The organism is Neptuniibacter sp. 2_MG-2023, assembly GCF_030547495.1.
Taxonomy (GTDB): Bacteria; Pseudomonadota; Gammaproteobacteria; order Pseudomonadales; family Balneatricaceae; genus Neptuniibacter.
Genome location: NZ_JAUOQC010000003.1, coordinates 38,683 through 60,267, shown reverse-complemented (window position 1 = coordinate 60,267; position 21,585 = coordinate 38,683). Strand labels below are relative to the sequence as shown.

The 21,585-nt window shown below is 43.8% G+C and carries 20 protein-coding genes and 2 tRNA genes; 4 read left to right on the top strand and 18 right to left on the bottom strand.

Annotated features, from left to right (window positions below):
• Positions 1-144 precede the first annotated feature (144 nt).
• On the top strand, positions 145-1,080 hold the full coding sequence (locus tag Q4486_RS04125; protein WP_303518434.1) for a D-hexose-6-phosphate mutarotase: 936 nt from the start codon (positions 145-147) through the stop codon (positions 1,078-1,080).
• On the opposite strand, the gene Q4486_RS04120 is transcribed toward Q4486_RS04125, so the two are convergent.
• The 3 genes from Q4486_RS04120 to ilvC form a co-directional block, all read right to left on the bottom strand.
• Positions 1,073-1,321 (bottom strand): hypothetical protein, encoded by a 249-nt coding sequence (locus Q4486_RS04120; protein WP_303419788.1) that lies wholly within the window; start codon positions 1,319-1,321, stop codon positions 1,073-1,075. The genes Q4486_RS04125 and Q4486_RS04120 overlap by 8 nt on opposite strands.
• Positions 1,322-1,441: 120 nt before the next feature.
• Complete coding sequence (modF, locus tag Q4486_RS04115) at positions 1,442-2,893, bottom strand: molybdate ABC transporter ATP-binding protein ModF (protein WP_303518584.1); 1,452 nt, start codon at positions 2,891-2,893, stop codon at positions 1,442-1,444.
• 151 nt (positions 2,894-3,044) lie between these two features.
• Positions 3,045-4,520, bottom strand: coding sequence for a ketol-acid reductoisomerase (gene ilvC / locus Q4486_RS04110; protein ID WP_303419790.1), 1,476 nt, complete (start codon positions 4,518-4,520; stop codon positions 3,045-3,047).
• A gap of 347 nt (positions 4,521-4,867) precedes the next feature.
• On the opposite strand from ilvC, the gene Q4486_RS04105 reads away from it, so the two are divergent.
• Together Q4486_RS04105 and Q4486_RS04100 are read left to right on the top strand one after the other, a co-directional pair.
• A tRNA-Met gene (locus Q4486_RS04105) sits at positions 4,868-4,944 on the top strand.
• A 226-nt stretch (positions 4,945-5,170) separates the two neighbouring features.
• Positions 5,171-5,256, top strand: a tRNA-OTHER gene (locus Q4486_RS04100).
• An 82-nt stretch (positions 5,257-5,338) separates the two neighbouring features.
• On the opposite strand, the gene Q4486_RS04095 is transcribed toward Q4486_RS04100, so the two are convergent.
• From Q4486_RS04095 to Q4486_RS04085, 3 genes are read right to left on the bottom strand one after another with little or no spacing between them, the layout of a single operon-like run.
• Positions 5,339-6,367 (bottom strand): LLM class flavin-dependent oxidoreductase, encoded by a 1,029-nt coding sequence (locus Q4486_RS04095; protein ID WP_303518433.1) that lies wholly within the window; start codon positions 6,365-6,367, stop codon positions 5,339-5,341.
• Positions 6,360-6,758 carry a heme-binding protein gene (locus tag Q4486_RS04090; RefSeq protein ID WP_303518432.1) on the bottom strand — a complete coding sequence of 133 codons (399 nt, stop codon included), beginning with the start codon at positions 6,756-6,758 and terminating at the stop codon, positions 6,360-6,362. The genes Q4486_RS04095 and Q4486_RS04090 overlap by 8 nt, the downstream gene beginning before the upstream one ends.
• Positions 6,759-6,762: 4 nt before the next feature.
• A complete protein-coding gene (locus Q4486_RS04085; protein ID WP_303518431.1) occupies positions 6,763-8,445 on the bottom strand; it encodes a sigma-54-dependent Fis family transcriptional regulator in 1,683 nt (560 codons plus the stop codon).
• 99 nt (positions 8,446-8,544) lie between these two features.
• Here Q4486_RS04085 and Q4486_RS04080 point away from each other — a divergent pair, with 99 nt between their 5' ends.
• On the top strand, positions 8,545-9,444 hold the full coding sequence (locus Q4486_RS04080) for a LysR family transcriptional regulator (RefSeq protein ID WP_303419342.1): 900 nt from the start codon (positions 8,545-8,547) through the stop codon (positions 9,442-9,444).
• Positions 9,445-9,556: 112 nt separating this feature from the next.
• Here Q4486_RS04080 and Q4486_RS04075 read toward each other — a convergent pair whose 3' ends face one another.
• From Q4486_RS04075 to Q4486_RS04020, 12 genes are all read right to left on the bottom strand, one after another.
• On the bottom strand, positions 9,557-9,748 hold the full coding sequence (locus Q4486_RS04075) for a 2-hydroxymuconate tautomerase (protein WP_067867315.1): 192 nt from the start codon (positions 9,746-9,748) through the stop codon (positions 9,557-9,559).
• Between the two features lie 8 nt (positions 9,749-9,756).
• Positions 9,757-10,341, bottom strand: coding sequence for an antibiotic biosynthesis monooxygenase (locus Q4486_RS04070; protein ID WP_303419345.1), 585 nt, complete (start codon positions 10,339-10,341; stop codon positions 9,757-9,759).
• Positions 10,342-10,365: 24 nt separating this feature from the next.
• On the bottom strand, positions 10,366-11,157 hold the full coding sequence (gene dmpH / locus Q4486_RS04065) for a 2-oxo-3-hexenedioate decarboxylase (protein ID WP_303518430.1): 792 nt from the start codon (positions 11,155-11,157) through the stop codon (positions 10,366-10,368).
• On the bottom strand, positions 11,157-12,185 hold the full coding sequence (gene dmpG / locus Q4486_RS04060) for a 4-hydroxy-2-oxovalerate aldolase (protein WP_303419349.1): 1,029 nt from the start codon (positions 12,183-12,185) through the stop codon (positions 11,157-11,159). The genes dmpH and dmpG overlap by 1 nt, the downstream gene beginning before the upstream one ends.
• 4 nt (positions 12,186-12,189) lie before the next feature.
• On the bottom strand, positions 12,190-13,101 hold the full coding sequence (locus Q4486_RS04055) for an acetaldehyde dehydrogenase (acetylating) (protein ID WP_303518428.1): 912 nt from the start codon (positions 13,099-13,101) through the stop codon (positions 12,190-12,192).
• A 30-nt stretch (positions 13,102-13,131) separates the two neighbouring features.
• Positions 13,132-13,917 carry a 2-oxopent-4-enoate hydratase gene (dmpE, locus tag Q4486_RS04050; protein ID WP_303419467.1) on the bottom strand — a complete coding sequence of 262 codons (786 nt, stop codon included), beginning with the start codon at positions 13,915-13,917 and terminating at the stop codon, positions 13,132-13,134.
• A gap of 1 nt (position 13,918) precedes the next feature.
• On the bottom strand, positions 13,919-14,779 hold the full coding sequence (locus Q4486_RS04045) for an alpha/beta fold hydrolase (RefSeq protein WP_303518426.1): 861 nt from the start codon (positions 14,777-14,779) through the stop codon (positions 13,919-13,921).
• A gap of 15 nt (positions 14,780-14,794) precedes the next feature.
• Positions 14,795-16,255 carry a 2-hydroxymuconic semialdehyde dehydrogenase gene (locus Q4486_RS04040; RefSeq protein ID WP_303518425.1) on the bottom strand — a complete coding sequence of 487 codons (1,461 nt, stop codon included), beginning with the start codon at positions 16,253-16,255 and terminating at the stop codon, positions 14,795-14,797.
• 93 nt (positions 16,256-16,348) lie between these two features.
• A complete protein-coding gene (locus tag Q4486_RS04035; protein ID WP_303518423.1) occupies positions 16,349-17,272 on the bottom strand; it encodes a catechol 2,3-dioxygenase in 924 nt (307 codons plus the stop codon).
• A 23-nt stretch (positions 17,273-17,295) separates the two neighbouring features.
• Positions 17,296-17,616, bottom strand: coding sequence for a 2Fe-2S iron-sulfur cluster-binding protein (locus Q4486_RS04030; RefSeq protein ID WP_303419363.1), 321 nt, complete (start codon positions 17,614-17,616; stop codon positions 17,296-17,298).
• Between the two features lie 322 nt (positions 17,617-17,938).
• Complete coding sequence (locus Q4486_RS04025) at positions 17,939-19,687, bottom strand: sigma-54-dependent Fis family transcriptional regulator (RefSeq protein WP_303419366.1); 1,749 nt, start codon at positions 19,685-19,687, stop codon at positions 17,939-17,941.
• A 12-nt stretch (positions 19,688-19,699) separates the two neighbouring features.
• A complete protein-coding gene (locus tag Q4486_RS04020; protein ID WP_303518422.1) occupies positions 19,700-21,394 on the bottom strand; it encodes a sigma-54-dependent Fis family transcriptional regulator in 1,695 nt (564 codons plus the stop codon).
• Positions 21,395-21,585: the final 191 nt, after the last annotated feature.

Sequence of the window (21,585 nt, the reverse complement as noted above, 5' to 3'; positions counted from 1 at the left end):
GGTACTCCTTTCTAGTCTAAGTGTAGGTTATTTATCTCTTTTAAGGTTTATTATGCAGTTGGCAACTATTTACCTGTTTTAGGGCTTAATCTTATTTAGTCTCAAGAGTAGAATCGCGGGTATAAATTTAATACGGAAGATTATATGAATTTGGCTGACAAAGTTCAGGCGTTGTATGCGGAATATGGTGCTCTGAAAGGTGTAACAATTGAGATCTATAAGCAGCTTATTGCGGTTAGTGTGAAGAATAAAGCTGCGTCGGCCACTATTTTTCTTCAAGGAGCGCAGCTTGCTGAATACAAACAAGCGGGTGAGCGTCCTTTGCTTTGGTTAAGCGATCAATGCGACTATCAAGTGGGTAAGCCGCTTCGTGGGGGAATTCCTATTTGTTGGCCTTGGTTTGGCGATTTAGCTAAGAATCCGGATCAAGTAAAAGATCAAATATCACTGGATGTTGTTCCCGCTCATGGCTTAGTTCGTGAGCAGGAGTGGCAATTAGTTGATGTGAACTTAATTGATAGTGAAACCACCCAGATTAAACTGGAATTAGATGTACAGCCATCTGATCTTTGGCCGTTTCCAGCCTTATTAAAGTTAGAGGTGACTGTCGGTCGCTCTCTTTCTATGAACTTTGAAGTAATAAATACAGGGGATAAGGCATTTTCCTTTACCTCGGCACTGCATAGTTATTTTAGTGTTGCCGGTATTGAGGGGGTTGAGGTTTTAGGGCTAGAGGATGTGGAATATATAGATACATTGAAGGATTGGCGGCTTAGTTGCTCTAGTGACCCTTTACGGGTTTCATCTGAAATAGATCGTATCTATAAGAACTTGAGCGGTGTTGTGCTGATTAATGATCCCGGTTTTGCACGCCAAATTGAAGTTACGAGCCGTAATGCGCCAGACCTTGTTGCTTGGAATCCGTGGACTGAGAAAGCTAAAAGGTTAAGCCATTTTGCCGATCAAGCGTTCCATAAGATGCTTTGTTTGGAAAGTGCGCATCTTTTAGATAATTTACAAACCTTAGCGCCCGATCAATCTTTTTCAATGGGGTTGAATTGTCGGGTCTCGATCACTTAAATAGCATTTTTAAGTCGAACGTCAGTACTTGGAGTAACCAGTTAGTCTGCGGTTTTTTAACCGATGTTGACTGGGGTTGTTTCTGGGTACTGGCGTTTTTTTCCGCCTTTAATTGTTCTCTTCGTTCAAAGGCAGCATTCGCTACTTTGGCGTAAGATGCATACTGTGCACTGCTAAGGTGTAAGCTTGAATTACCTGACCGACTAACGGTTCTATGATTTGTTTTAGGTGAACTACACATCGCTTAATCTCCACAATCTGATAGTGACTATGATCAGATAAAGGAAAAAAAGTTCAATAATTGTTCATCTGCGTTGTGTATTTGAGTTGTGTGTTAAGAACCATCCGTGGCCTTAGCGCGTTAAGATGATTGTGCATCAAGCTTTTCAAGTTGTTTAAACTGGGTTATACCGCTAATTTGATCTTCTGCATGGTGGTTGACATAAAGTACGGTGGTGTCGCCACTGGTGCATATTTTTTCAATCAACGCTAAAACAAGCTGGCGGTTGATATCGTCTAAGCCTAAGCAGGGCTCATCTAAAATCAACAGCGTAGGGTGTTTAACCATTGCACGTGCGATCAGCAGTAAGCGCTGATCACCGAACGAAAGCTGATTATAGGGCTCGTTAGCTCGATCTTTCATGCCGAGCAGCGCTAGCCACTGGTCTGCAACCGCTTTTTGCTTGTCTGTACTTTTTGTATAGACCCCAATGCTGTCATGGAAACCGGATAGAATGACGTTACGCAGGCTTATGCTGACACGGTATTCCCACTGTAGGGCGGTGGATACGTAGCCAATATATTGTTTGATCTGCCAAATCGTTTCACCGTGTCCACGCTGCATACCAAATACAAAAATATCATTGGTATAGCACTGAGGGTGATCGCCTGTGATTAAGTTGAGCAAACAGGTTTTGCCACTACCGTTAGGTCCGCTTAATTGCCAATGCTGACCCGCTTCAATGGTCCAATCGAGACCGTCGATAATACTGGCATCGCCGTAAGCGACTTTAATGTTTTTTAGGCGCACAAGTGGATCTTCGGGATTGAGTGCGGGCGGGCGATCAGAGATATCTGTAGCGGGAACGGAGAGCTCTGTTGTTTTTAGATGGAGCAGTTGGTAAAGATCGTCGTAGGCTTGTTTATTATTGATATCAACGCTGTGTTGAAGCTTGCCGTGATCGGTGTAGGCAATATGGGTAATAAAGTCGGGAATTTCGTCAAAACGGTTGAGCACGAGCACCATTGCCATGGAGTCGATCTTGCTTTTTAACAGGTCTTGCAGCAATTGCATGGACGCAGCATCGAGACCATCAAAAGGTTCATCAAGAATAATGAGGTCAGGGTTGTTTGCTAATGCCCGAATCAGCATGATCTTGCGCGTCTCGCCCGTTGATAGCTTTCTAAAGCTACGATCCAACATCGGTTCTAATTTGAACATGGCAACTAGCTGATCAAGTAAGGCGCTATCAAATTCAGGGTAAAGTGCTTTGCCTTCTTCAAGGATCTCTCTGACGGGGGTGCCTTCGGATATTACATCCATGATGTCAGCATCGTCTTTTTTCAACTCACGCTCAATTAGCTCGGCTTGGGCTTCAAAAGATACAATTTCAATATGCTGAGGTAGACCTGAAATGGAACCGCTGATGCGATCGCCCGCGCCGGCCAAAATAGCGGATAGGGCAGATTTACCCGAACCGTTAGCGCCTGTGATAACCCAGTGCTGGTTTGGCTCAAGTGTCCAGTTAATATTGTTTAAGGTGAAGGACTCACCAAAGACTGCCGTATAGTTTTCTATTTTGATGCTATTCATTTCAGTATATGACGGAAGTATTTGGATCAATACTCTACCGCTCCTTCGTCAAAAAAATGCGGAACAACTTATGTTTATGCGAAAAAAAAGCCAAGACCAAAGGCCCTGACTTTTATTTTTCTATAAAGAAAAGTGCATAATTATCAAATAATTATACGATCTTCTTCATGTCAGCCATATGGCCACGTAGAACTGCACCAATGGCTTCTACTGGATGGCTACGTAGGGCAGCATTAACTTCAATCAAGCGTGCGTTATCAACACCTGTGTCTGTTGTATCTAGACCTTTACCGATAACGTCAGTTTTAATGCCTTTCATGAAATCAGCCAATAGTGGTAGACAAGCATGGTTGTATAGGTAGCAGCCGTACTCAGCTGTATCAGAGATTGTAGCGTTCATCTCATAAAGCTTCTTACGCGCAATTGTATTAGCGATAAGCGGTGTTTCATGTAGTGATTCGTAGTAAGCAGATTCAGCAATGATGCCTGCAGCAGTCATTGTTTCGAATGCAAGCTCAACGCCGGCTTTAACCATCGCAACCATAAGGATACCGTTGTCGAAGAATTCCTGTTCAGAAATTTCAACATCGCCTGCAGGAGTCTTCTCGAAAGCAGTCTCAGCAGTTTCTGCGCGCCAGCCTAGAAGGTTTTTATCATCATTCGCCCAGTCTTCCATCATAACGCGTGAGAAAGTACCGTCGATGATGTCATCTTGATGCTTGTTGTAAAGTGGGCGCATGATCTCTTTCAACTCTTCAGCAAGATCGAATGCTTTGATCTTAGCTGGGTTAGAAAGACGATCTAGCATGTTAGTCACGCCACCGTATTTAAGTGCTTCAGTGATCGTTTCCCAACCATACTGAATAAGCTTAGATGCGTAACCAGGATCAATACCTTCTTCAACCATTTTGTCGAAGCAAAGTAGGGAACCTGTCTGAAGCATACCGCAAAGAATAGTCTGTTCACCCATAAGGTCAGACTTAACTTCAGCGATGAAAGAAGACATTAGAACGCCTGCTTTGTGACCACCCGTACCTACAGCGTATGCTTTTGCTAGTGCAAGACCTTCGCCTTTAGGATCGTTGTCTTCGTGAACAGCAATAAGCGTTGGAACACCAAAACCACGAACGTATTCAGCGCGAACTTCAGAACCAGGGCACTTAGGTGCAACCATAATTACTGTTAGGTCTTCACGGATTTTCATGCCTTCTTCCACGATATTGAAACCGTGAGAGTAAGATAGGCAAGCGCCTTTTTTCATAAGCGGCATGATTTCGTTAACAACAGGTGTGTGCTGCTTATCAGGTGTTAGGTTCAATACAACGTCAGCTGTTGGGATAAGTTCTTGGTAAGTACCAACAACGAAACCGTTTTCTGTCGCGTTTTTCCAAGACTGACGTTTTTCAGCAATAGCGGCTTCACGAAGCGTGTAAGAAACATCTAGACCACTGTCACGTAAGTTAAGACCTTGGTTAAGACCCTGCGCACCACAGCCGATCACTACTATTTTTTTGCCTTTAAGCGCTTCAACACCATCGCTGAACTCGTCCATAGACATAAAACGACATTTAGCTAGCTGTGCAAGCTGCTCACGTAAAGGTAGTGTATTGAAATAGTTGTTAGACATTTCCAAATTCCGTATTAATTATGTCAGGCTTAACCTGACAGGTGGTTTATTATGGCGCTACTCTAATAGAATTAAAGTGTCGCGTAAAATGATATATATGGGTTGCTCTGTTGCATTTATTGCAATACAAAACTGCATCAAAACAGGTTGGGCTAAATAATAGCGATATTTTGAGCAGGTGCCAGTAGAACCCGCAGATATTGGGTCGATTGTGTGAAAAATGTTCGTTTTATTAAGTTATGATCAGATAGTAATCAACCTTTTACCTCTATTTCATTTATTTTGCATTTGCGTGAAATAGGGCTTGCTAAAGTCTAATCCGGTCTATATTATTCGCCCCACATTGATGCGGGGTGGAGCAGCTTGGTAGCTCGTCGGGCTCATAACCCGAAGGTCGTTGGTTCAAATCCAGCCCCCGCTACCAAATACAGAGAAAGCCGATTTAGTTAGTTCTAAGTCGGCTTTTTTGCGTCTGAAGCTTGCTTAAATTAATACTAAGACAAGAGATGCTCGTCGGGCTCAGCGCTTGTAACCTTGGGCGAAGGTCGTTGGTTCAAATCCAGCCCCCGCTACCAAATACAGAGAAAGCCGATTTAGTTAGTTCTAGGTCGGCTTTTTTGCGTCTGGAGGTTATGATTTTTAAAGGATGTAGCTTGGTAGCTCGTCGGGCCCAGCGCTTGTCAGCTCTTGTAAGACCAGGCGAAGGTCGTTGGTTCACATCCAGCCCTCGCTACCAAATACAGAGAAAGCCGATTGAGCTATGCTAAATCGGCTTTTTACCGAAGGTCTGAGTTTTTAGCCCGTTAATTTAGGGCGGTTTATGAGTTGAATGCTTGGGCTAATTTACGGTAGCTATCACAGCGTTTTTCAAAACTGTGGGTTACAGCCACAACCATCACCTCGTCTACATCATAGTAGTTCGCTTGCTCTTCTAATTTAGCCCTACATTCACTAGGTGTGCCGGTGATGATGCTATCCCGTGTTTCATGGAAGTAAGCTTGATCAGAAGGTGAGAGTTTTTTCATTAGGTCTAAGCAGACCTCAGGTGGTTTAACCTCTTCACGAATGCCATGGCGAAAAGCTAAGACTTTCCAATAGGTATGGGAGGAAGCTAAAAGCTCAGCTTCCTCTTTTGTCTCTGCTGCAATGGCGGCACTGGCGATAATCGCGGGTCCCGATTGGGGGGCACTTTCTGTGCGTGGTCGATACAGTTTGCGATACCGTTTAATAATGTCCGCGGAACGCTCGTGGGTGCCAATAAAGAGGGCTAATACAAAACCTAATCCCATGGATGCCGCTAAATCGATACTGCCATCGCTTGAACCTAAGGTCCAAAGCGCTGGGGAGCTTCCACCCATAGGTGTCGTTGTGAGGTCTGAAAATGGGTGTTGGTTTGCAAACTGATAATCGTCAATAAAAGCGGTTAAGGCTTCTAGTTGGCGAGGATAATGGTCAGATGCTAATGGGTTGTGTGGATAGGCTAAAGCGATACTTGACGCTTCCGAGCCCCCCGGTGCTCGGCCAATACCTAAATCGATTCGACCAGGATGAAAGGCTTCTAGAGTTTTAAAAACTTCCGCAACTTTGTAAGGGCTGTAGTGGGAGAGCATAACGCCGCCACTACCCACTTTGATTTGTTTGGTGTTGGCGGCAATTTGGCCAATAACAATTTCTGGGGCTGAGCTGGCATAAGCGGGGGTTGAGTGGTGCTCAGCAATCCAATAGCGGTGATAATTTAGTTCATCCGCTAACTTGGCTAATTTTATACTGTCATTTAGTGCATCAGCTTGGTTTTTCCCATCATGAACAGGGGACTGATCGACAATGCTTAATTTGATATTAGCCATTCAGTTCTGTTTCCTTTACTGCAAATTCTGCAATGGTTGTATCTTGCGCTTCAGTGGCACCTGAGATACCGATCGCACCGATCTGAGTGCCATCGACAAAAATGGGATGCCCTCCGCCAAAAGCGATAAGGCCATCGTTAGAATTTTCCATGCCTAAGAGATTTTCCTCTCTAATCAGTTTGCCGAAAACACCGGATGGGATAGGGAAGAGGCTTGAGGTTTTTGCTTTGCCAACCGCTACATCAATTGATCCTAAAAACGCATTATCCATACGGCGAAAAGCATTAAGGTGTCCACCTTGATCGGTAATAGCGATACAAACTTTAACACCAAGTTCCTCTGCTTTTTGTTCTGCTTTTGTGATTAATGTAGTGGCTAATAATTGGTTCATGTTCTTATCCTTTCTCTTCCATTTTCTTCATGCGGTAAGCGAGAGTCGGTCTAGAAATACCTAAAATACGTGCGGCTTCTGATACATTGCCTTGGGCGTTGTCTAAAGCATAATCTAAAAATTTCTGTTCAATATCTTCTAGTGAACCGCAATCATTAAGTGCTTCTTGAATCCATAGTGTGGAGTGTTGTTTTGCATCATTTTCGGATGAATCTATTAAATGTCCATCCTCTGATAATGTTTGGCTTGCTTTAAAACTAAGGGTTGGGAATAAAGCCGTTGCACTTATCTCTTCACCGCTGTCGGTAAGAATAAGTGCCCGCTCAATCAGGTTTTCTAATTCTCGAACATTACCCGGCCAGTCATAATTCATCATTGCCTGCATGGCTAGTCCTGAAAGGCCAGCGGTTCTTTTGCTGTAGTAGGCGTGATACTTTTCAAGAAAGTGTTCAATCAATAAAATAAGATCTTCGCTACGCTCTCTTAATGGCGGTATATGAATCGGGTAAACATTTAAACGGTAGTATAGATCGGCTCTAAAGCGCCCTGTTTTAACCGCTTCCTCTAATGATTCGTTGGTTGCGGCGACTACACGGACATCAACTTTTCGGGTTTGACTATCGCCAACGCGCTCTAGTTCACCTTCTTGTAAAACTCTTAAGAGTGCCGCTTGTGCGCGAGGGGATAGCTCAATCACTTCATCTAAGAAAATAGTCCCTTGATGGGCCCGTTCAAATTTTCCTTCTCTGGAATTGCTTGCCCCTGTGAATGCTCCTTTTTCGACACCAAAGAGTTCTGATTCTATAAGGTCAGGGGGGATGGCTGCGCAGTTTACCGCAACAAATTTTTTATTTTCTCGGTTACTTGCATCATGAATTGCCCGTGCAACCAGCTCTTTACCTACACCGGTTTCACCGAGTAGAAGTACAGTAACATTGGCGTCGGCTGCTCTGTTAGCTAATTTACAGACATGCTGAAAGCCGGGGGATTGTCCGCGGAAGTTACCTAAAGTCGATTTTTTATCAACTTTATGGCGTAAAACGGAGATCTGAGATTGAAGTTCATACAGCTCTTCAATAATAGGCGAACGACTAAAGTATTTACGATAGGTGGCTACATCGTCCCATTCTTCAGCGGGTTTACCTACGAGTAAGCAGGTGTTGTCACCACAGCCGCGGCAAGTGATCTCTTTAAAAAGTATCTCTCGACCAAGTAGAGCTGATGTGAAGGCACTGGCCTGTCCAATAAGGCTCCAGCAAACCGGTTCTTCAAGTTGTCCTAACTCTGTGCAGAACATTTCAGCTTCATAAGAATCATGCATGATGTATTCAGCATAAAAATGTCCACTGGCTTGGTCGACTTCAAGTTGTTGTTCATCAACACGAACAAAGCCTTTAAGGGAGTGAAGGCTAAAACCAGTCCTAATAAGATCTAAAGGTTCTTTGGATTGGCTGAGTCTAAGGGCAAGTTGTGCGTCTTTTTTGCCAATACTATAGCCCAAGCGCATAAAAAAGCCTTTAGCGCGCTCCAGCCCTAGGGTTTCTATCTGCTCTTTACGAAACTCTGCAAGCGCGATCAATTGCATGAGTAGTACTCGTTGTTCGTCCAACCAGATCTGTCCATCTCGTTCATCAAAACGAACTTGTTGGCAAAGCTGTGGATTTACTGGCAATTTTAAATGATCCATACGATCCCCAATTGGCTTTTCGTTTGATTCTATAATATCTCGTATATAAAATTTACTGGTATAATTGAGAACTTAAATCCTATAAATGGGACAATGTGGATGGATTTTCATAATCTTTATCTTTTCGTCAAAGTGGTTGATCGTGGTAGCTATATAGCTGCGGCTAAAGAGCTGAATATGCCGAGCTCTACATTGAGTCGCCGTATACAGCAGCTCGAAGAGCAGCTGGGCTATCAGCTTTTGTATAGGAGCTCACGTAAGCTCTCTATGACAGAAGCCGGCGCATTATTTTACCGACGCTGTCAGCCATTATATGAGGAACTTAGTGATGCAACTCAAGGCTTAGAGGGGGAGCTGACATCTCCCCAAGGAAACTTAAAAATCACTGCACCAGTGAGTTTAGCTAATGAGTTGTTAAATGCATGGTTTTTTGAGTTTATGGAGTGTTACCCCAAGATCAATATCGATCTGTTACTGTCGAACAGTAATATAGCGCTAAAAGAGGAGGGGATTGATATAGCTTTCCGTATTGGAGAGATACATATCGCAGATTGGATATCCCGTTTTTTGTTTACCTCCCGTTTTTCATTATGTGCAAGCCCTCGTCTAATTGAGCGTTTAGGTCATCCGACCTCGATCAACGAGTTAAAAGATTATCCGTTAATTTTGTCGCGTCGCTCTCCTATTTGGAATTTTACCGATAGATATGGAAATACCTCTGAGTTTACCGGCGAGGCTCGGTTGATCTTTGATGAGCTACAAGGTGCCGCTGAGGCAGTTGAAGCGGGTATTGGTGTGGCTTGCTTACCCGATTATATTGTTGGCGAGGCATTAACAACGGGGCGCTTGATTACCCTTCTACCTGAATATGAGCCGGCTGGGCGAGAGGTGAAAATGGTTTATCCCCATCGCCAATATCTGCCAACCAAAGTTAGATTGTTTATTGACTTTATTTTGGCGAAAACGGAAGAGGAGCGAAAGGTTATGGCTGCGACTTAGTCTTCGACCTTTTGACAAAAAAAGCCCTGCAGGCGCAGGGCAAAGGTGTAGATCAATGCTCGTTTACAAGGACGATGAAGTAGTGAATGTTAATCTTAATCTTAGCCTAGCTCTACTTGCCTAATTTTTTAGCGGACTCTCCCGCGATACCGAAATGCTGTTTAGGCATCTCATTAATCATAATACGGACGCTAGGTTTAGGTGCATCTAAGGCTCTAACGCAAGCATCAGTTACTTCGGCTATAAGGCGCTCTTTCTGTTCATCAGAACGTCCTTCCATAATGTTGATCTGTATAATTGGCATATCTTCCCTCAGCTATAAAGCCATGATTTTAATAGACGCGTTACTCTGGGCATAACGACATAGGTCATCAACAACACTTGGGCTACGACGATTGTTAATGTTTTAAACCAAAAAGACATTGGCTCTAAAATGGGAGCAAACGCTAAGTTGATTGCGACAACAAGAACATAAACGACAATGATTAATATCAGCGCCATTTTGTGAGGAGAAGGGTGCTTTTGGATGGGTAGTTCAGGTAGATCAAACCAAAACTCAAGTCCTGTTCCTCGTTTTGTTACCGCTTCCCCTTCAACTAAACTTTCAAGTTTAGCTAACCATTCGCTTCTTGTTTCAGATTGTTCCCAATGCTGACAATTAGCATAATTATCAAAGCGATAGATAATGACGTATTCATGGTTAGTTGCTTGGCTCGGTCGTAAAACATTTGTTCCCAGATGACCGGGGTAACTAGATGCAGCATTGATCACACCTGAAACCCAATTTTCATACTCGGCCTCAGAACCTAACTTTACTTTACGTGAGATGCTGACCGTAATGGGACCTTCATCTCCCGGTTGGCAAACCGTAGGTTTAGTATTTTCTGCTGAATTCATCTAGTTACCCCTTTTAAGTATTAACTATACGAACTTACCACTAACAGTACCTAAGTCTTGATAGCGCACTGTAAAGCTATCGCCTTTATTAACTTGGACGGCCGCGGTAATTGCTCCGATCATAATAAAGGTTCCGGCAGGGATTTCTTCCCCTCGTTCACCTAACATATTAGCCAGCATTGCAACGGAGGATGCTGGGTGTCCTAGTACGGCCGCACCGGCACCTACTTGAACCACTTCACCGTTGATCTCCATTACCACACCAATATTTTTCAGATCTAAGTCTTCAGCTTTAGCCATAGTGCCACCGGCGACAAAACGGCTTGATGAGGAGTTGTCAGCAATAACGCTTTTAAGATCAAATTTAAAATCCTTGTAGCGTGAATCAATGACTTCCACTGCCGGCATAACAAAATCAGTTGCGCGTAGAACATCCGCAATATGTACACCTGGGCCCTTTAGGGGGGCTTTAGTAACAAAGGCTAGCTCAGCTTCTATTTTGGGATGGATCAGTTCATCAATTTTGATTTCACCGCCATCAGGAACAGAGAAATAATCGGCAAGGAAACCATAGCAAGGGTGTTCAACGCCCATTTGAGCCATTTTAGCCCATGAGGTTAACCCCATTTTCATGCCAACAATTTTAGTGCCGCGGGCCTCTTTACGGCGACGCATCTCCCATTGAATATCGAAGGCATCTTCGTATGTCATATCAGGGAAATCATCGGTTATTTTAGTGATTTCGTACGCTTTTAACTCGGCGTTTTCACAATGTTCGGCTAGTTGTTCAATTTGTGTTTTTGTTAGATTGCCCATTAGATTAATCCTTTTTCTTTAGCCATTGTTAGGGCCAAATCTTCAATCATATCTTCTTGGCCACCCACAGTACCGCGACGACCGAGTTCAACTAAAATATCCCGTGCTTGGATACCATATTTGGCTTCTGCACGCTGAGCAAAGAGAAGAAATGAGCTATAAACGCCCGCATAACCTAGGGTTAATGCATCACGGTCAACACGTATAGGTTGATCCATTAGAGGGACGACTAAATCTTCCGCAACATCCATAATCTTATAGAGATCTACACCATGATTAGCGTGCATACGGTCAAGCACAGCGACAAACACTTCGAGTGGTGTATTGCCGGCGCCGGCGCCTAAACCGGCTACAGATCCATCTATGCGGTTTGCACCCGCATCAACTGCCGCTAATGAGTTAGCTATAGCCATCCCCATATTGTGATGACCGTGGAAGCCGAGTTCTGTATTTGGGTTTAATTCAGAGCGTAGTAGACCGATCTTTTCGGATACTTCGTCGGGTAGCATGTAACCTGCGGAATCGGTGCAATAGATACAGTTAGCACCGTAGCTTTCCATCAATTTTGCTTGTTCTAGTATTTTCTCTGCAGACACCATATGCGCCATCATAAGAAAGCCCACTGTATCCATATCCATCTTAGCGGCCATGCCTATATGCTGCTCAGATACATCCGCTTCTGTACAGTGAGTCGCTACACGTATAGTGTTTACACCACAGTCACGGGCCATTTTAAGATGATCGACGGTACCAATGCCTGGCAATAATAATGCAGACACTTTTGCGTTTTTCATTTTTGGTATGACAGCGTTTAGGTACTCTTCGTCGGTATGGGCTGGAAAACCATAGTTCAAAGATGAGCCGCCTAAACCATCACCATGAGTGACTTCTATTAGAGGGATTCCGGCATCATCTAAGCCGGTTGAAATAGCAACCATCTGCTCTAATGAAAGTTGATGACGTTTAGCATGCATTCCATCACGCAGACTCATATCGTGAAGTGTTACGTTTTTACCTGTTAAGTCCATTGTTTTAGCCTCGTTCCGGTAGCGTGATTGTTCCGTTGTATGCCTCTTCTGCAAACATCTCGGCAGTACGAAGTCCCGCTGCTGTCATAATGTCTAAGTTGCCTGCATATTTAGGTAAGAAATCACCTAGCCCTTCAACTTCCATAAAAACGGATACTTTATTACCATCAAAGATAGGGCCGTTTACTAATTTATAACCCGGCACATACTTTTGAACCTCTCTGACCATGTTATGAACAGATGTAGTGATTGCCGCTTGGTCGGGTTTCTCTTTAGTTAGACAGTGCACTGTATCGCGCATCATCAAAGGGGGCTCAGCTGGATTGACTATGATGATTGCTTTACCTTTATCGGCACCCCCTACAGCTTCAACTGCACCGGCAGTAGTGCGGGTAAATTCATCAATATTCTGACGGGTTCCTGGGCCAATAGAGCGAGAGGAAACAGTCGCAACAATTTCACCGTATTCAACCGCTTGCACTTGTGAGACCGCTGCCACCATAGGGATGGTTGCTTGCCCACCACAAGTCACCATATTGACGTTCATCTCTAATTGAGAAGCGTGCTTCTTTAAATTTACCGGCGGGACGCAGAATGGGCCAATAGCTGCAGGCGTTAAATCCACCATAATCACGCCAAGCTCATTTAATTTACGGCTATTTTCTGCGTGTACGTAAGCAGAAGTTGCATCAAAGGCGACGCGAATATCGTCCTTTATCACTTGATCTAACATACCGTCGATGCCTGTACTAGAGATTTTTATTCCCATCTCTTTTGCGCGCTTAAGACCTTCTGATTCAGGATCTATACCTACCATCCATACAGGTTCAACCCACTCAGAACGTTGCATTTTCATCAACAGATCGGTACCTATATTACCTGGACCAATAATGACTGCTTTTAATTTCTTACTCATATTAATATCCTCAAAGTCAGTGTGGTCGAGTTAGGTAAAACGAACAGATGCAGACCCAATACCGCCAATACTGACCGTCATGTAATCGCCTGCTTGAACAGGTTCTAGGGGTACAAGTGAGCCTGAGAGTATGACTTCACCCGCTTTAAGTGAGATACCGAACTCGCCCAAGGTATTCGCCAACCAAGTGACACAATTAACAGGGCTTCCTAGTGCTGCCGCACCGGCTCCGGTGGAGATGATTTTGCCGTTTTTTTCAACGACCATGCCGCAGGTTGATAGATCTACTTCACTTGGTTTTACTGCACGATCACCTAGTACAAAAAGGCCACAAGATGCGTTATCAGCTACGGTGTCTTGGATTTTTATTTTCCAATCCTCAATGCGCGAATCGACGATCTCAAAACAGGGCATAACGTAATCAGTTGCCGCTAATACATCAGCATTAGTGATACCTGGGCCGATAAGATCTTTTTTAAGAACGAAAGCAATTTCACCTTCGGCTTTTGGTTGTATAAGTCGCTCAGATATAGGCATCTCTTCACCTTGGCTAAACGCCATATCATCGGTGAGATAACCAAAATCTGGTTGGTGAACATTCAGCATGTTTTGAACGACTTTAGAGGTAACGCCAATCTTTTTACCGATAATTTTAGCGCCGGCTTGTACGCGTCGATCCACCATACGTAAAGAGATGTGATAAGCATCTTCAATGGTTATATCGTCAAAACGTTCAGTAAAAGGCTTTAATGTTTTGCGTTCGGTGAGCGCCTCATAGAGCTCATCACCACATTTCTCTATCTGTTTTGGATTCATTTTATTTCTCGTATGCAAGTTGATCACCTTCTTTTAAAAAGGTGGCAATTAACTGATTAAACCGCTCTTTGTGTTCAATTTGAGTCCAATGACCACATTCACCAAAAACATGAAGTTGAGATCGACTGATCAAGCGGTTTAATGTGAAGCTATTCTCAAGCGGAATGACTTGATCATCTCGGCCATGAATAATGAGAGTTTCATGCCTGAGTGCACGAATCTGTTGTTCTTCACTCGTCATGGCATCGATCCAACGCTGCCTAGGGGCTGGAAACATTGCAGAATATGATCTCTGTACACCTTCACGTATGCTTGCTTGATAACGAAGCTCTGCGAGCTCATCGGTAACAAGGTTTCGGTCAAAGGCAAAGATATCTAACATTTTTTTCATTGATTCTAGTGAGGGCTGATAACCCCAAACCTGATCCAGTCCTTGGGTTAAAGTGAAGGGAACACCGACACTTCCCATCAAGACTAGGCGACGTATGCGGTTGGGGTATTTAATGGCTATAGCCAGTGCAAGCGCCCCCCCAAATGAGTTGCCTATTAAATCGGTTTGATCAATATCTAAGTAATCTAGTGTATCGATTAGGTGCTGAACCCATAGGTCCATGGAGTAGTGGTTGTGGGTTGAGCCTTGGGTGTAACCAAAGCCCATTAGGTCTGGTGCGATAACACGCCGCTCTTTTGCTAGAACTTGAATGCTAAGGCGCCAATTGGCCCACGCCGTTACCCCTGGACCTGAGCCATGAAGTAGTACAACGGGGAAACCTGTCCCCTGGTCATGTACATTAGTCATAACGCCTTTAATATCGGTGAGTAAACCGATTTCAGGGTTATTGTTTGTATCGGTTGCAATCATGGCTCAGCTCGTGTCTTAGAATTTAATGCAGATGTTTTTAGTTTCGGTGTAGAACTCAAGGCCATGAACACCCCCTTCACGACCAATACCTGATTCTTTTGCACCACCAAATGCGGTGCGAAGATCGCGTAGGAACCAGCTATTAATCCATACCAACCCAACTTCTAGTTGCTCGGCTATACGTGATGCTTTAGCTGAGTTTTCAGTCCATACCGCTGCAGATAAACCGTAGTTGGTATTGTTTGCTAAATGGACAACTTCATCTTCTGAATCAAAAGGGCGAATATGACAGCAGGGCCCAAATACCTCTTCTTTAATGAGGCGAGCGTCATCAGGAAGGTCTGTCCAAATGGTAGGTTCTACCCAAGCTCCAGCATTTAGCGCATCGCCCATCTCTGGGACACCACCACCAGTAACGACGGTTGCACCTTCTTCTTCGGCTAGTTTGTAGTAGGAGAGGACTTTATCTTTGTGCTCTTGACTAACGAGTGGACCAAAATCAACGCTTGGATCTTCAGGGCGGCCCATTTTTAGTTTCTCTACGCCTTCTTTTAAGCGTTGAACAAATTCATCAAAGAGGGGACGTTCTACATAAACACGTTCAGTACCTAGGCAAACTTGGCCGCAGTTTACAAAGGCCGAACGTAGGGTACCTTCAACAGCTTTGTCCAAGTCACAATCCGCGAAAACAATCCCAGGGTTTTTACCGCCACACTCCATAGAAATATTACGTAAACCAACAGAGGCAGCGCGCATGATAATTTCGCCGGTACGGGTTTCGCCGGTGAATGTAATTGCATCTACATCTTTATGTTCGGTTAAAAAGGCACCGGCAGAGTTGGGGCCGAAGCCATGAACCACGTTGTAAACCCCTTCAGGTACACCGCATTCATTCATCACTTCACCGAGCAGGGTGGCGGTCGCTGGCGTTTCTTCAGAGGGTTTGACCACGACAGTATTGCCGCAAGCTAAGGCTGGGCCGACTTTCCATGTCATTAACAATAAAGGGAGATTCCAAGGACTGATGACGGCAATAACACCTTTAGGCGTGCGATGCCCGTAGTTCAGTGCGCCTAAGCCATCCGGTGTATCCATGTGGAAAGCTTCAGTGGGATGATTTGCCACTGTTTCCGAAAAGGCTTTGAAATTCGCCGCGCCACGGGGAATATCAATGTGGGAGGCAATTTTCTGAGGTTTACCTGTATCTAAACATTCAGCTTCGAGGAACTCATCAAAACGTTCGTTAATACGGTCGGCAACTTTGTTAAGTAAGGCGGTACGTTGAGCTTGGGTCATTTTCCCCCAAGGTCCTTTCATCGCAGATTTTGCTGCGCTAACCGCCATGTCAACTTCTTGTAGGCCTGCCTCATGGACAGTACCAATAACACTGTTGTCTACAGGACAGCGGTTCTCGAACGTTTTACCGCTGCTTGAAGTAACAAATTGACCATTTATAAAATTCTTAAATTCTTTCATTCTTTTTCTCAAGCTAAGTAAAAGGATTCAGTGGTTGATACTGATTCAGTAATGACAGCTTCTAATTGAGGCATTAAAAGCTGCTGTCTATGTCTAAGTTAAGACAGTTAAAAAGCGTTCATTCAGAACACGATCATGGTAAAAAATAGCTTTGCCTAATTGCTCTTCCTGCCAGATCACGGTTGGGTGATCTGGATAGTGGTAATCACCACCACAGAAGACTTCAGAGCGGTTGCCACTTGGATCAAAGAAATAGATAGTTTTACCGTGAGTTAGACCGTGACGTGTGGGGCCAATATCAATGGAAACGTCTCGCATAGAGATAAGATCTGCAGCACGTAAAACATCGTCCCAAGTCTCAAGCAGGAAGGAGGCATGATGGAGCTTGCCGGGTTCTGGGCATTCAATAAACGCAATATCATGGGCTTTACAGCTACATGTTAAAAAGTTGGCGATCCCTGCTTCGTCAGCATTGACCACTTGTTCAGCAAGATCGAAACCTAAAATGTCAGTGAAGATCTCTGTAGTGCCTGCGATGTTTGGGCCATACAGCAAACCATGATCAAAGCGTACTGCTTTCATTCCTTTTAAGCCTTCAGGCCAAGCTTCTGGGTTAACAGGGTTAATACCCCATTTTCCGGTTTGCTCTTTATTTGCGAACAGCTCAAATTTATGGCCTGTTGGGGTATCGAAACGTACACGACGACCACAGTCTTTTAGGTCACCGGCCGGAATATCCTCAACCTTACAACCATACTTAATCAGCTCCGCCCGTAGATTATCGACGCTGGCTTCATCGACACATTTAAAGGCAAAAAAATCCATCCCTGGCTCATCGGCTTCACGCAAAACAACTGAAAACTTATCTATTTCAGACCAAGCTTTTAGATAGACACGGCCTTGTTCATCGCGATCCATCTCAATAAGGCCTATTAAGTCTCGGTAGTGGGTAAGTGCTTCTTCCATATCCAATACCCGTAACTGAATGTGCCCTGGGCGCATAACACCTTTTTTCATGAAACTATCCTCAATTATTATTTTTAAACGATTACCTGTTTCGATGTGGGGGTGTGCAATACTTCAATTTTAAGATCGCTTGTCGGAAATATTCGACAGGCCAGTACAACCCCTTTTTGCAAGTCTTCATCTGTAATATGAGCTTTGCTCATCCGCTTAGATGAGAATGAACCGTTGATCACCCTTATTTTGCAGACCCCGCAGCCGCCGCCACGGCAACCCACATCTATACAATGTGAATTGATAGTTTCCATACCGACTAACAGGGCTATTCCTGAGGGGCATAAAAACTCCTGTTCTTGATTAAGTACCTGAATCTTATGTTTAGTTATTATCTGACTCATGTATTCGCCCCTAACCAGATTGGCGCTTTAGATGTAGATCTGTGATCACTACTAAGCAACCGATGTGCCAGAGATATAGAAATACGTTTGTTTTTTGTTTAACTAATTGATAAGTAAAGTTTATTTTTTGATAAGTGCGTTTGCTTTTGAAAAAAAAGCTAAAGAGTTTTTAAGGTAATAATGACCAAATGATTAAATAATCAAATGGGGTGTAATGAGTTGATGAAGTGATTAATTGGGAGGAGGGGGCGAGCTGCAAGGGTGCAGCCCATATTTAGATCTAAGAGAATAATGGCAGAAGGTTAAGCCTTAAAAGGCGTTTTTAATGGGTATCAGAACGGTTAGAGCTAACCTTTTTGAGTTTGTAGGCGAGAGTCGGGCGTGATAGGCCTAATTTTCTGGCGGCTTGGGATACATTATTATCAGATTGTGACATCGCTTGGTTTATCAGTATCTCTTCAAATAGATCCATATTGAAATCGCGATCTAGCAGCTCTTGGGCGTACCTATTGAGATCATGTTCATGCTTTGGGAGTTCATCTTCTTCGCAGATATCCCCTTTTTTGTTAACGATGTTCAAAGGATGAGAAGGTTCAACGAGAGAGGGGAAGAAGTTCTCTAAGCTTATTAACTGATTATTGTCGGTTAAAATTACACCTCGCTCTATCATGTTTTCTAACTCACGGATATTGCCTGGCCAAGCGTAATTTATAAACGCATCCATGGCCTTGTCTGATATTCCTAAAGTTAGCTTGTGGTACATGCTGTGATACTTTTCAAGAAAATGTTCAACAAGAGCGGGGATGTCTTCTGTTCTTTCTCTAAGCGGCGGGATGAGAACAGGAAAAACATTTAAGCGGTAGAAAAGGTCAGCCCTAAATCGACCTTCTTTTACGGCATTTTCTAAATCTTCATTAGTTGCTGCAACAATGCGAACATCTATTTTTATCGTATTCGTGCTACCGACACGCTCTAGCTCGCTTTCTTGTAGTACTCTTAACAGAGATGCTTGGGCGCGCGGAGGGAGTTCGATTACCTCATCTAAAAATATAGTGCCGCCATGGGCTCGTTCAAACTTTCCTGCACGAGATTTAGTTGCACCAGTATAAGCACCTTGCTCGACACCAAAGAGTTCCGCTTCAATAAGGTCTTGAGGGAGCGTTGCACAATTGACGGCAACGAACGGCTTTTCGGCACGATCACTACTGATGTGTAGACCTTTTGCTACAATCTCTTTACCTACACCGGTTTCACCTAATAGCAGTGTTGTTACGCGGCTTTGGGATGCTCGGTTAATTAATCTACATACTTTTTTAAACGCTGGCGATTGGCCAATGGACTGGTAGATCTGTTCGTCATCGCTTTGTAATCCTATGCTTGATTTGAGCAAATCCACTTCGGATTGAAGTGCAATGAGTTGATCTATAATGGGGTCAGGTTTTAAGTAACGCTCAATTTCAGAGGGGTCATCCCATTCTTCAGCGGGCTTCCCTATATTAGTACAATGAGAGTGACCACAGGCGACACATTCTGTTTCTTTAAAAAGGATCTTTTTCTGCATGTAGTAGCTGGTATACCCACTTGCATAACCGAGTAATGTCCAGCAGACGGGGTGATCGCTAGAACCGAAGTCTGATAAGTGAATTTCCGCTTCATAAGACCCATGCCAGTCAAATTCGCCATAGAATTCCCCTTTATCAATATCGATTTTAATATTGATAGGTTTAACCTGAACAATCCCTTCGATTGTGTGCATCTGTGGGCCGACAAGAAAAGCATCTTGGCTGCTGAGATCGGGTCGTATTCTTTTTGCGAGTTCAGCATCACGTTGACCTGCTTCGTAGCCAAAGCGCATAAGCATAGCTTTTGCTCTTTCTACACCTAAAGTTTCAATAAGCTCTCTACGCAGATAGCCCATAACGCCAGAATGAATAAGAATCATTCTTTGCTCGTTTAACCAGATTTTCCCATGCTCTATATCAAATTTTAGCTGGGCAAGTAGATCCTCTGAGGAGGGACGTGGTAATTCTCTACGTTGCAAGTTATCTGGGTTATCGGTGAAGTTTGACAAGCGATGTAACCCCTATGATTTTTTTAGTCGATAAGCCATTTGTGGCCGGGTAATACCTAAAATACGCGCGGCTTGAGTAATATTTCCCTCTGCTTTTTCCATCGCACGCTCAAGTATTTGTTGCTCAAAGTGAGTTAGATCAAAATCATAGTTAAGGAGTTGATCGATTACGGTGTCTTTAGATGGATTGTTATTTTCCAAACAGCTTAATTCCCCTGTTTTGCTAATAATATTCAGAGGGTGAGTTGGCTCTGAAAGAGAGGGGAAAAATGAACTCATATCGATACTACGGTTATTATCGGTAAGAATAATGCCGCGCTCAATCATGTTTTCTAATTCACGGATGTTGCCAGGCCATTTGTAGTGCATCAGCGCTTGCAACGCTTTTTCTGATACGCCTAATGTCTGCTTGTTGTATTTAGCGTGATACTTTTCAAGGAAGTGATCAACTAAAAGGGATATATCTTCGGCCCTTTCTCTTAGTGGAGGGATTAAGACAGGGTATACATTTAGACGATAATATAGATCTTCGCGAAACTTACCTGCTTTGACGGCATCAGTTAGATTCTCGTTTGTGGCTGCAACAATACGCACATCAATTTTACGTAGTTGATTATCACCTACACGTTCTAGTTCTCCTTCTTGGAGTACACGTAATAGGGTGGCTTGTGCTCTAGGGCTTAATTCCGCGACTTCATCAAGAAAGATGGTGCCGTTATTTGCTCTTTCAAACTTACCTTCTCGCGACTCGGTTGCTCCGGTATAAGCGCCTTTCCTAACACCAAAAAGTTCAGCTTCAATAAGGTCGGGTGGTATGCATGCACAGTTGATAGCAATAAAAGGTTCATTAACCCGTTGACTACTTTGATGTAGTGCTCGGGCGACTACCTCCTTGCCTACGCCGGTTTCACCTTGGAGGAGAACTGTGACAGTACTATCTGAGGCGCGTTGAATCAGGTGGCAGACATGTTTAAATGCCTCTGACTGTCCTACTGAGTTGAATAATATTTCATCTGAAGGACAGCGGTGGGCCTCGAAGTTTTCTTTTAATGTGCTGACCTCATAACGTAGGGCAAAAAGCTCATCGGCGATAGGGTCGGGTAGTAGGCAACGTTCTAGCTCCTCTTGATCTTCCCATTCAGTGGCGGGCTTGCCGACAATTTTGCAGTGATCCGCGCCTGTACCTGCACACTGGGTTTCTTTAAAGATAATCTTGTGGCCCATATAGTATGTGGAGAAACCACTGGCGTAACCGAGTAAGGTCCAGCAAATTGGCTCCTCTGATATACCAAACTCATTGATATGCACATCTGCTTCGTAGGAGTCATACCAATTAAATTCGGCGTAGAACTGTTTGTCGGGAAGGTCAAATTCGAGTGCGACAGGTTCGACGCGTACCATACCTTTTATGCCATGAAGCTGAGGGCCGACAAGGAACGCTTCGGATTTAGTGATTTCTGGGCGAACCTTATGTGCTAGTTCAGCATCTTTCATTCCGCTGTTATAGCCAAAACGCATCAAAAAACCTCTGGCGCGTTCTATGCCTAGGGAGGCGACTAATTCTGTGCGTAAAGAGCCCATAACAGCAGAATGAATAAGGAGCATTCTCTGCTCATCTAACCAGATTTTCCCGTTTTCGTGGTCAAACTGTATTTGAGAAATAAGATCTTCAGGCGTAGGAAACTGCAATGCCGGTTGTTCGCTCATTCAAGGACTCGCTATATTTATTTTTTTTATATGCTGCTAGCTATATTTAGGGTGACTTTAAATAATGAATACTAATTCTTGTAGTTTGTCCCCTAATACATTAGACACCTAGATGGCATCGCTAAGTGGTAAAAAATAATAAGAGCTTTTATTTATAAAGCACCTTACTGGGCGGTTGTTAAGCAAGAAGC

Excerpts from the sequence above, each read along its gene's own strand:
- Q4486_RS04055 (WP_303518428.1), bottom strand. The coding sequence starts at position 13,101 with ATGAGTAAGAAATTAAAAGCAGTCATTATTGGTCCAGGTAATATAGGT.
- Q4486_RS04020 (WP_303518422.1), bottom strand. The coding sequence starts at position 21,394 with ATGAGCGAACAACCGGCATTGCAGTTTCCTACGCCTGAAGATCTTATT.
- dmpG (WP_303419349.1), bottom strand. The coding sequence starts at position 12,185 with ATGGACTTAACAGGTAAAAACGTAACACTTCACGATATGAGTCTGCGT.
- Q4486_RS04040 (WP_303518425.1), bottom strand. The coding sequence starts at position 16,255 with ATGAAAGAATTTAAGAATTTTATAAATGGTCAATTTGTTACTTCAAGC.
- Q4486_RS04120 (WP_303419788.1), bottom strand. The coding sequence starts at position 1,321 with ATGTGTAGTTCACCTAAAACAAATCATAGAACCGTTAGTCGGTCAGGT.
- modF (WP_303518584.1), bottom strand. The coding sequence starts at position 2,893 with ATGAATAGCATCAAAATAGAAAACTATACGGCAGTCTTTGGTGAGTCC.
- dmpE (WP_303419467.1), bottom strand. The coding sequence starts at position 13,917 with ATGAATCCAAAACAGATAGAGAAATGTGGTGATGAGCTCTATGAGGCG.
- Q4486_RS04090 (WP_303518432.1), bottom strand. The coding sequence starts at position 6,758 with ATGAACCAATTATTAGCCACTACATTAATCACAAAAGCAGAACAAAAA.
- ilvC (WP_303419790.1), bottom strand. The coding sequence starts at position 4,520 with ATGTCTAACAACTATTTCAATACACTACCTTTACGTGAGCAGCTTGCA.
- Q4486_RS04095 (WP_303518433.1), bottom strand. The coding sequence starts at position 6,367 with ATGGCTAATATCAAATTAAGCATTGTCGATCAGTCCCCTGTTCATGAT.
- Q4486_RS04070 (WP_303419345.1), bottom strand. The coding sequence starts at position 10,341 with ATGAATTCAGCAGAAAATACTAAACCTACGGTTTGCCAACCGGGAGAT.
- dmpH (WP_303518430.1), bottom strand. The coding sequence starts at position 11,157 with ATGGGCAATCTAACAAAAACACAAATTGAACAACTAGCCGAACATTGT.
- Q4486_RS04080 (WP_303419342.1), top strand. The coding sequence starts at position 8,545 with ATGGATTTTCATAATCTTTATCTTTTCGTCAAAGTGGTTGATCGTGGT.
- Q4486_RS04075 (WP_067867315.1), bottom strand. The coding sequence starts at position 9,748 with ATGCCAATTATACAGATCAACATTATGGAAGGACGTTCTGATGAACAG.
- Q4486_RS04045 (WP_303518426.1), bottom strand. The coding sequence starts at position 14,779 with ATGATTGCAACCGATACAAACAATAACCCTGAAATCGGTTTACTCACC.
- Q4486_RS04085 (WP_303518431.1), bottom strand. The coding sequence starts at position 8,445 with ATGGATCATTTAAAATTGCCAGTAAATCCACAGCTTTGCCAACAAGTT.
- Q4486_RS04125 (WP_303518434.1), top strand. The coding sequence starts at position 145 with ATGAATTTGGCTGACAAAGTTCAGGCGTTGTATGCGGAATATGGTGCT.
- Q4486_RS04035 (WP_303518423.1), bottom strand. The coding sequence starts at position 17,272 with ATGAAAAAAGGTGTTATGCGCCCAGGGCACATTCAGTTACGGGTATTG.
- Q4486_RS04030 (WP_303419363.1), bottom strand. The coding sequence starts at position 17,616 with ATGAGTCAGATAATAACTAAACATAAGATTCAGGTACTTAATCAAGAA.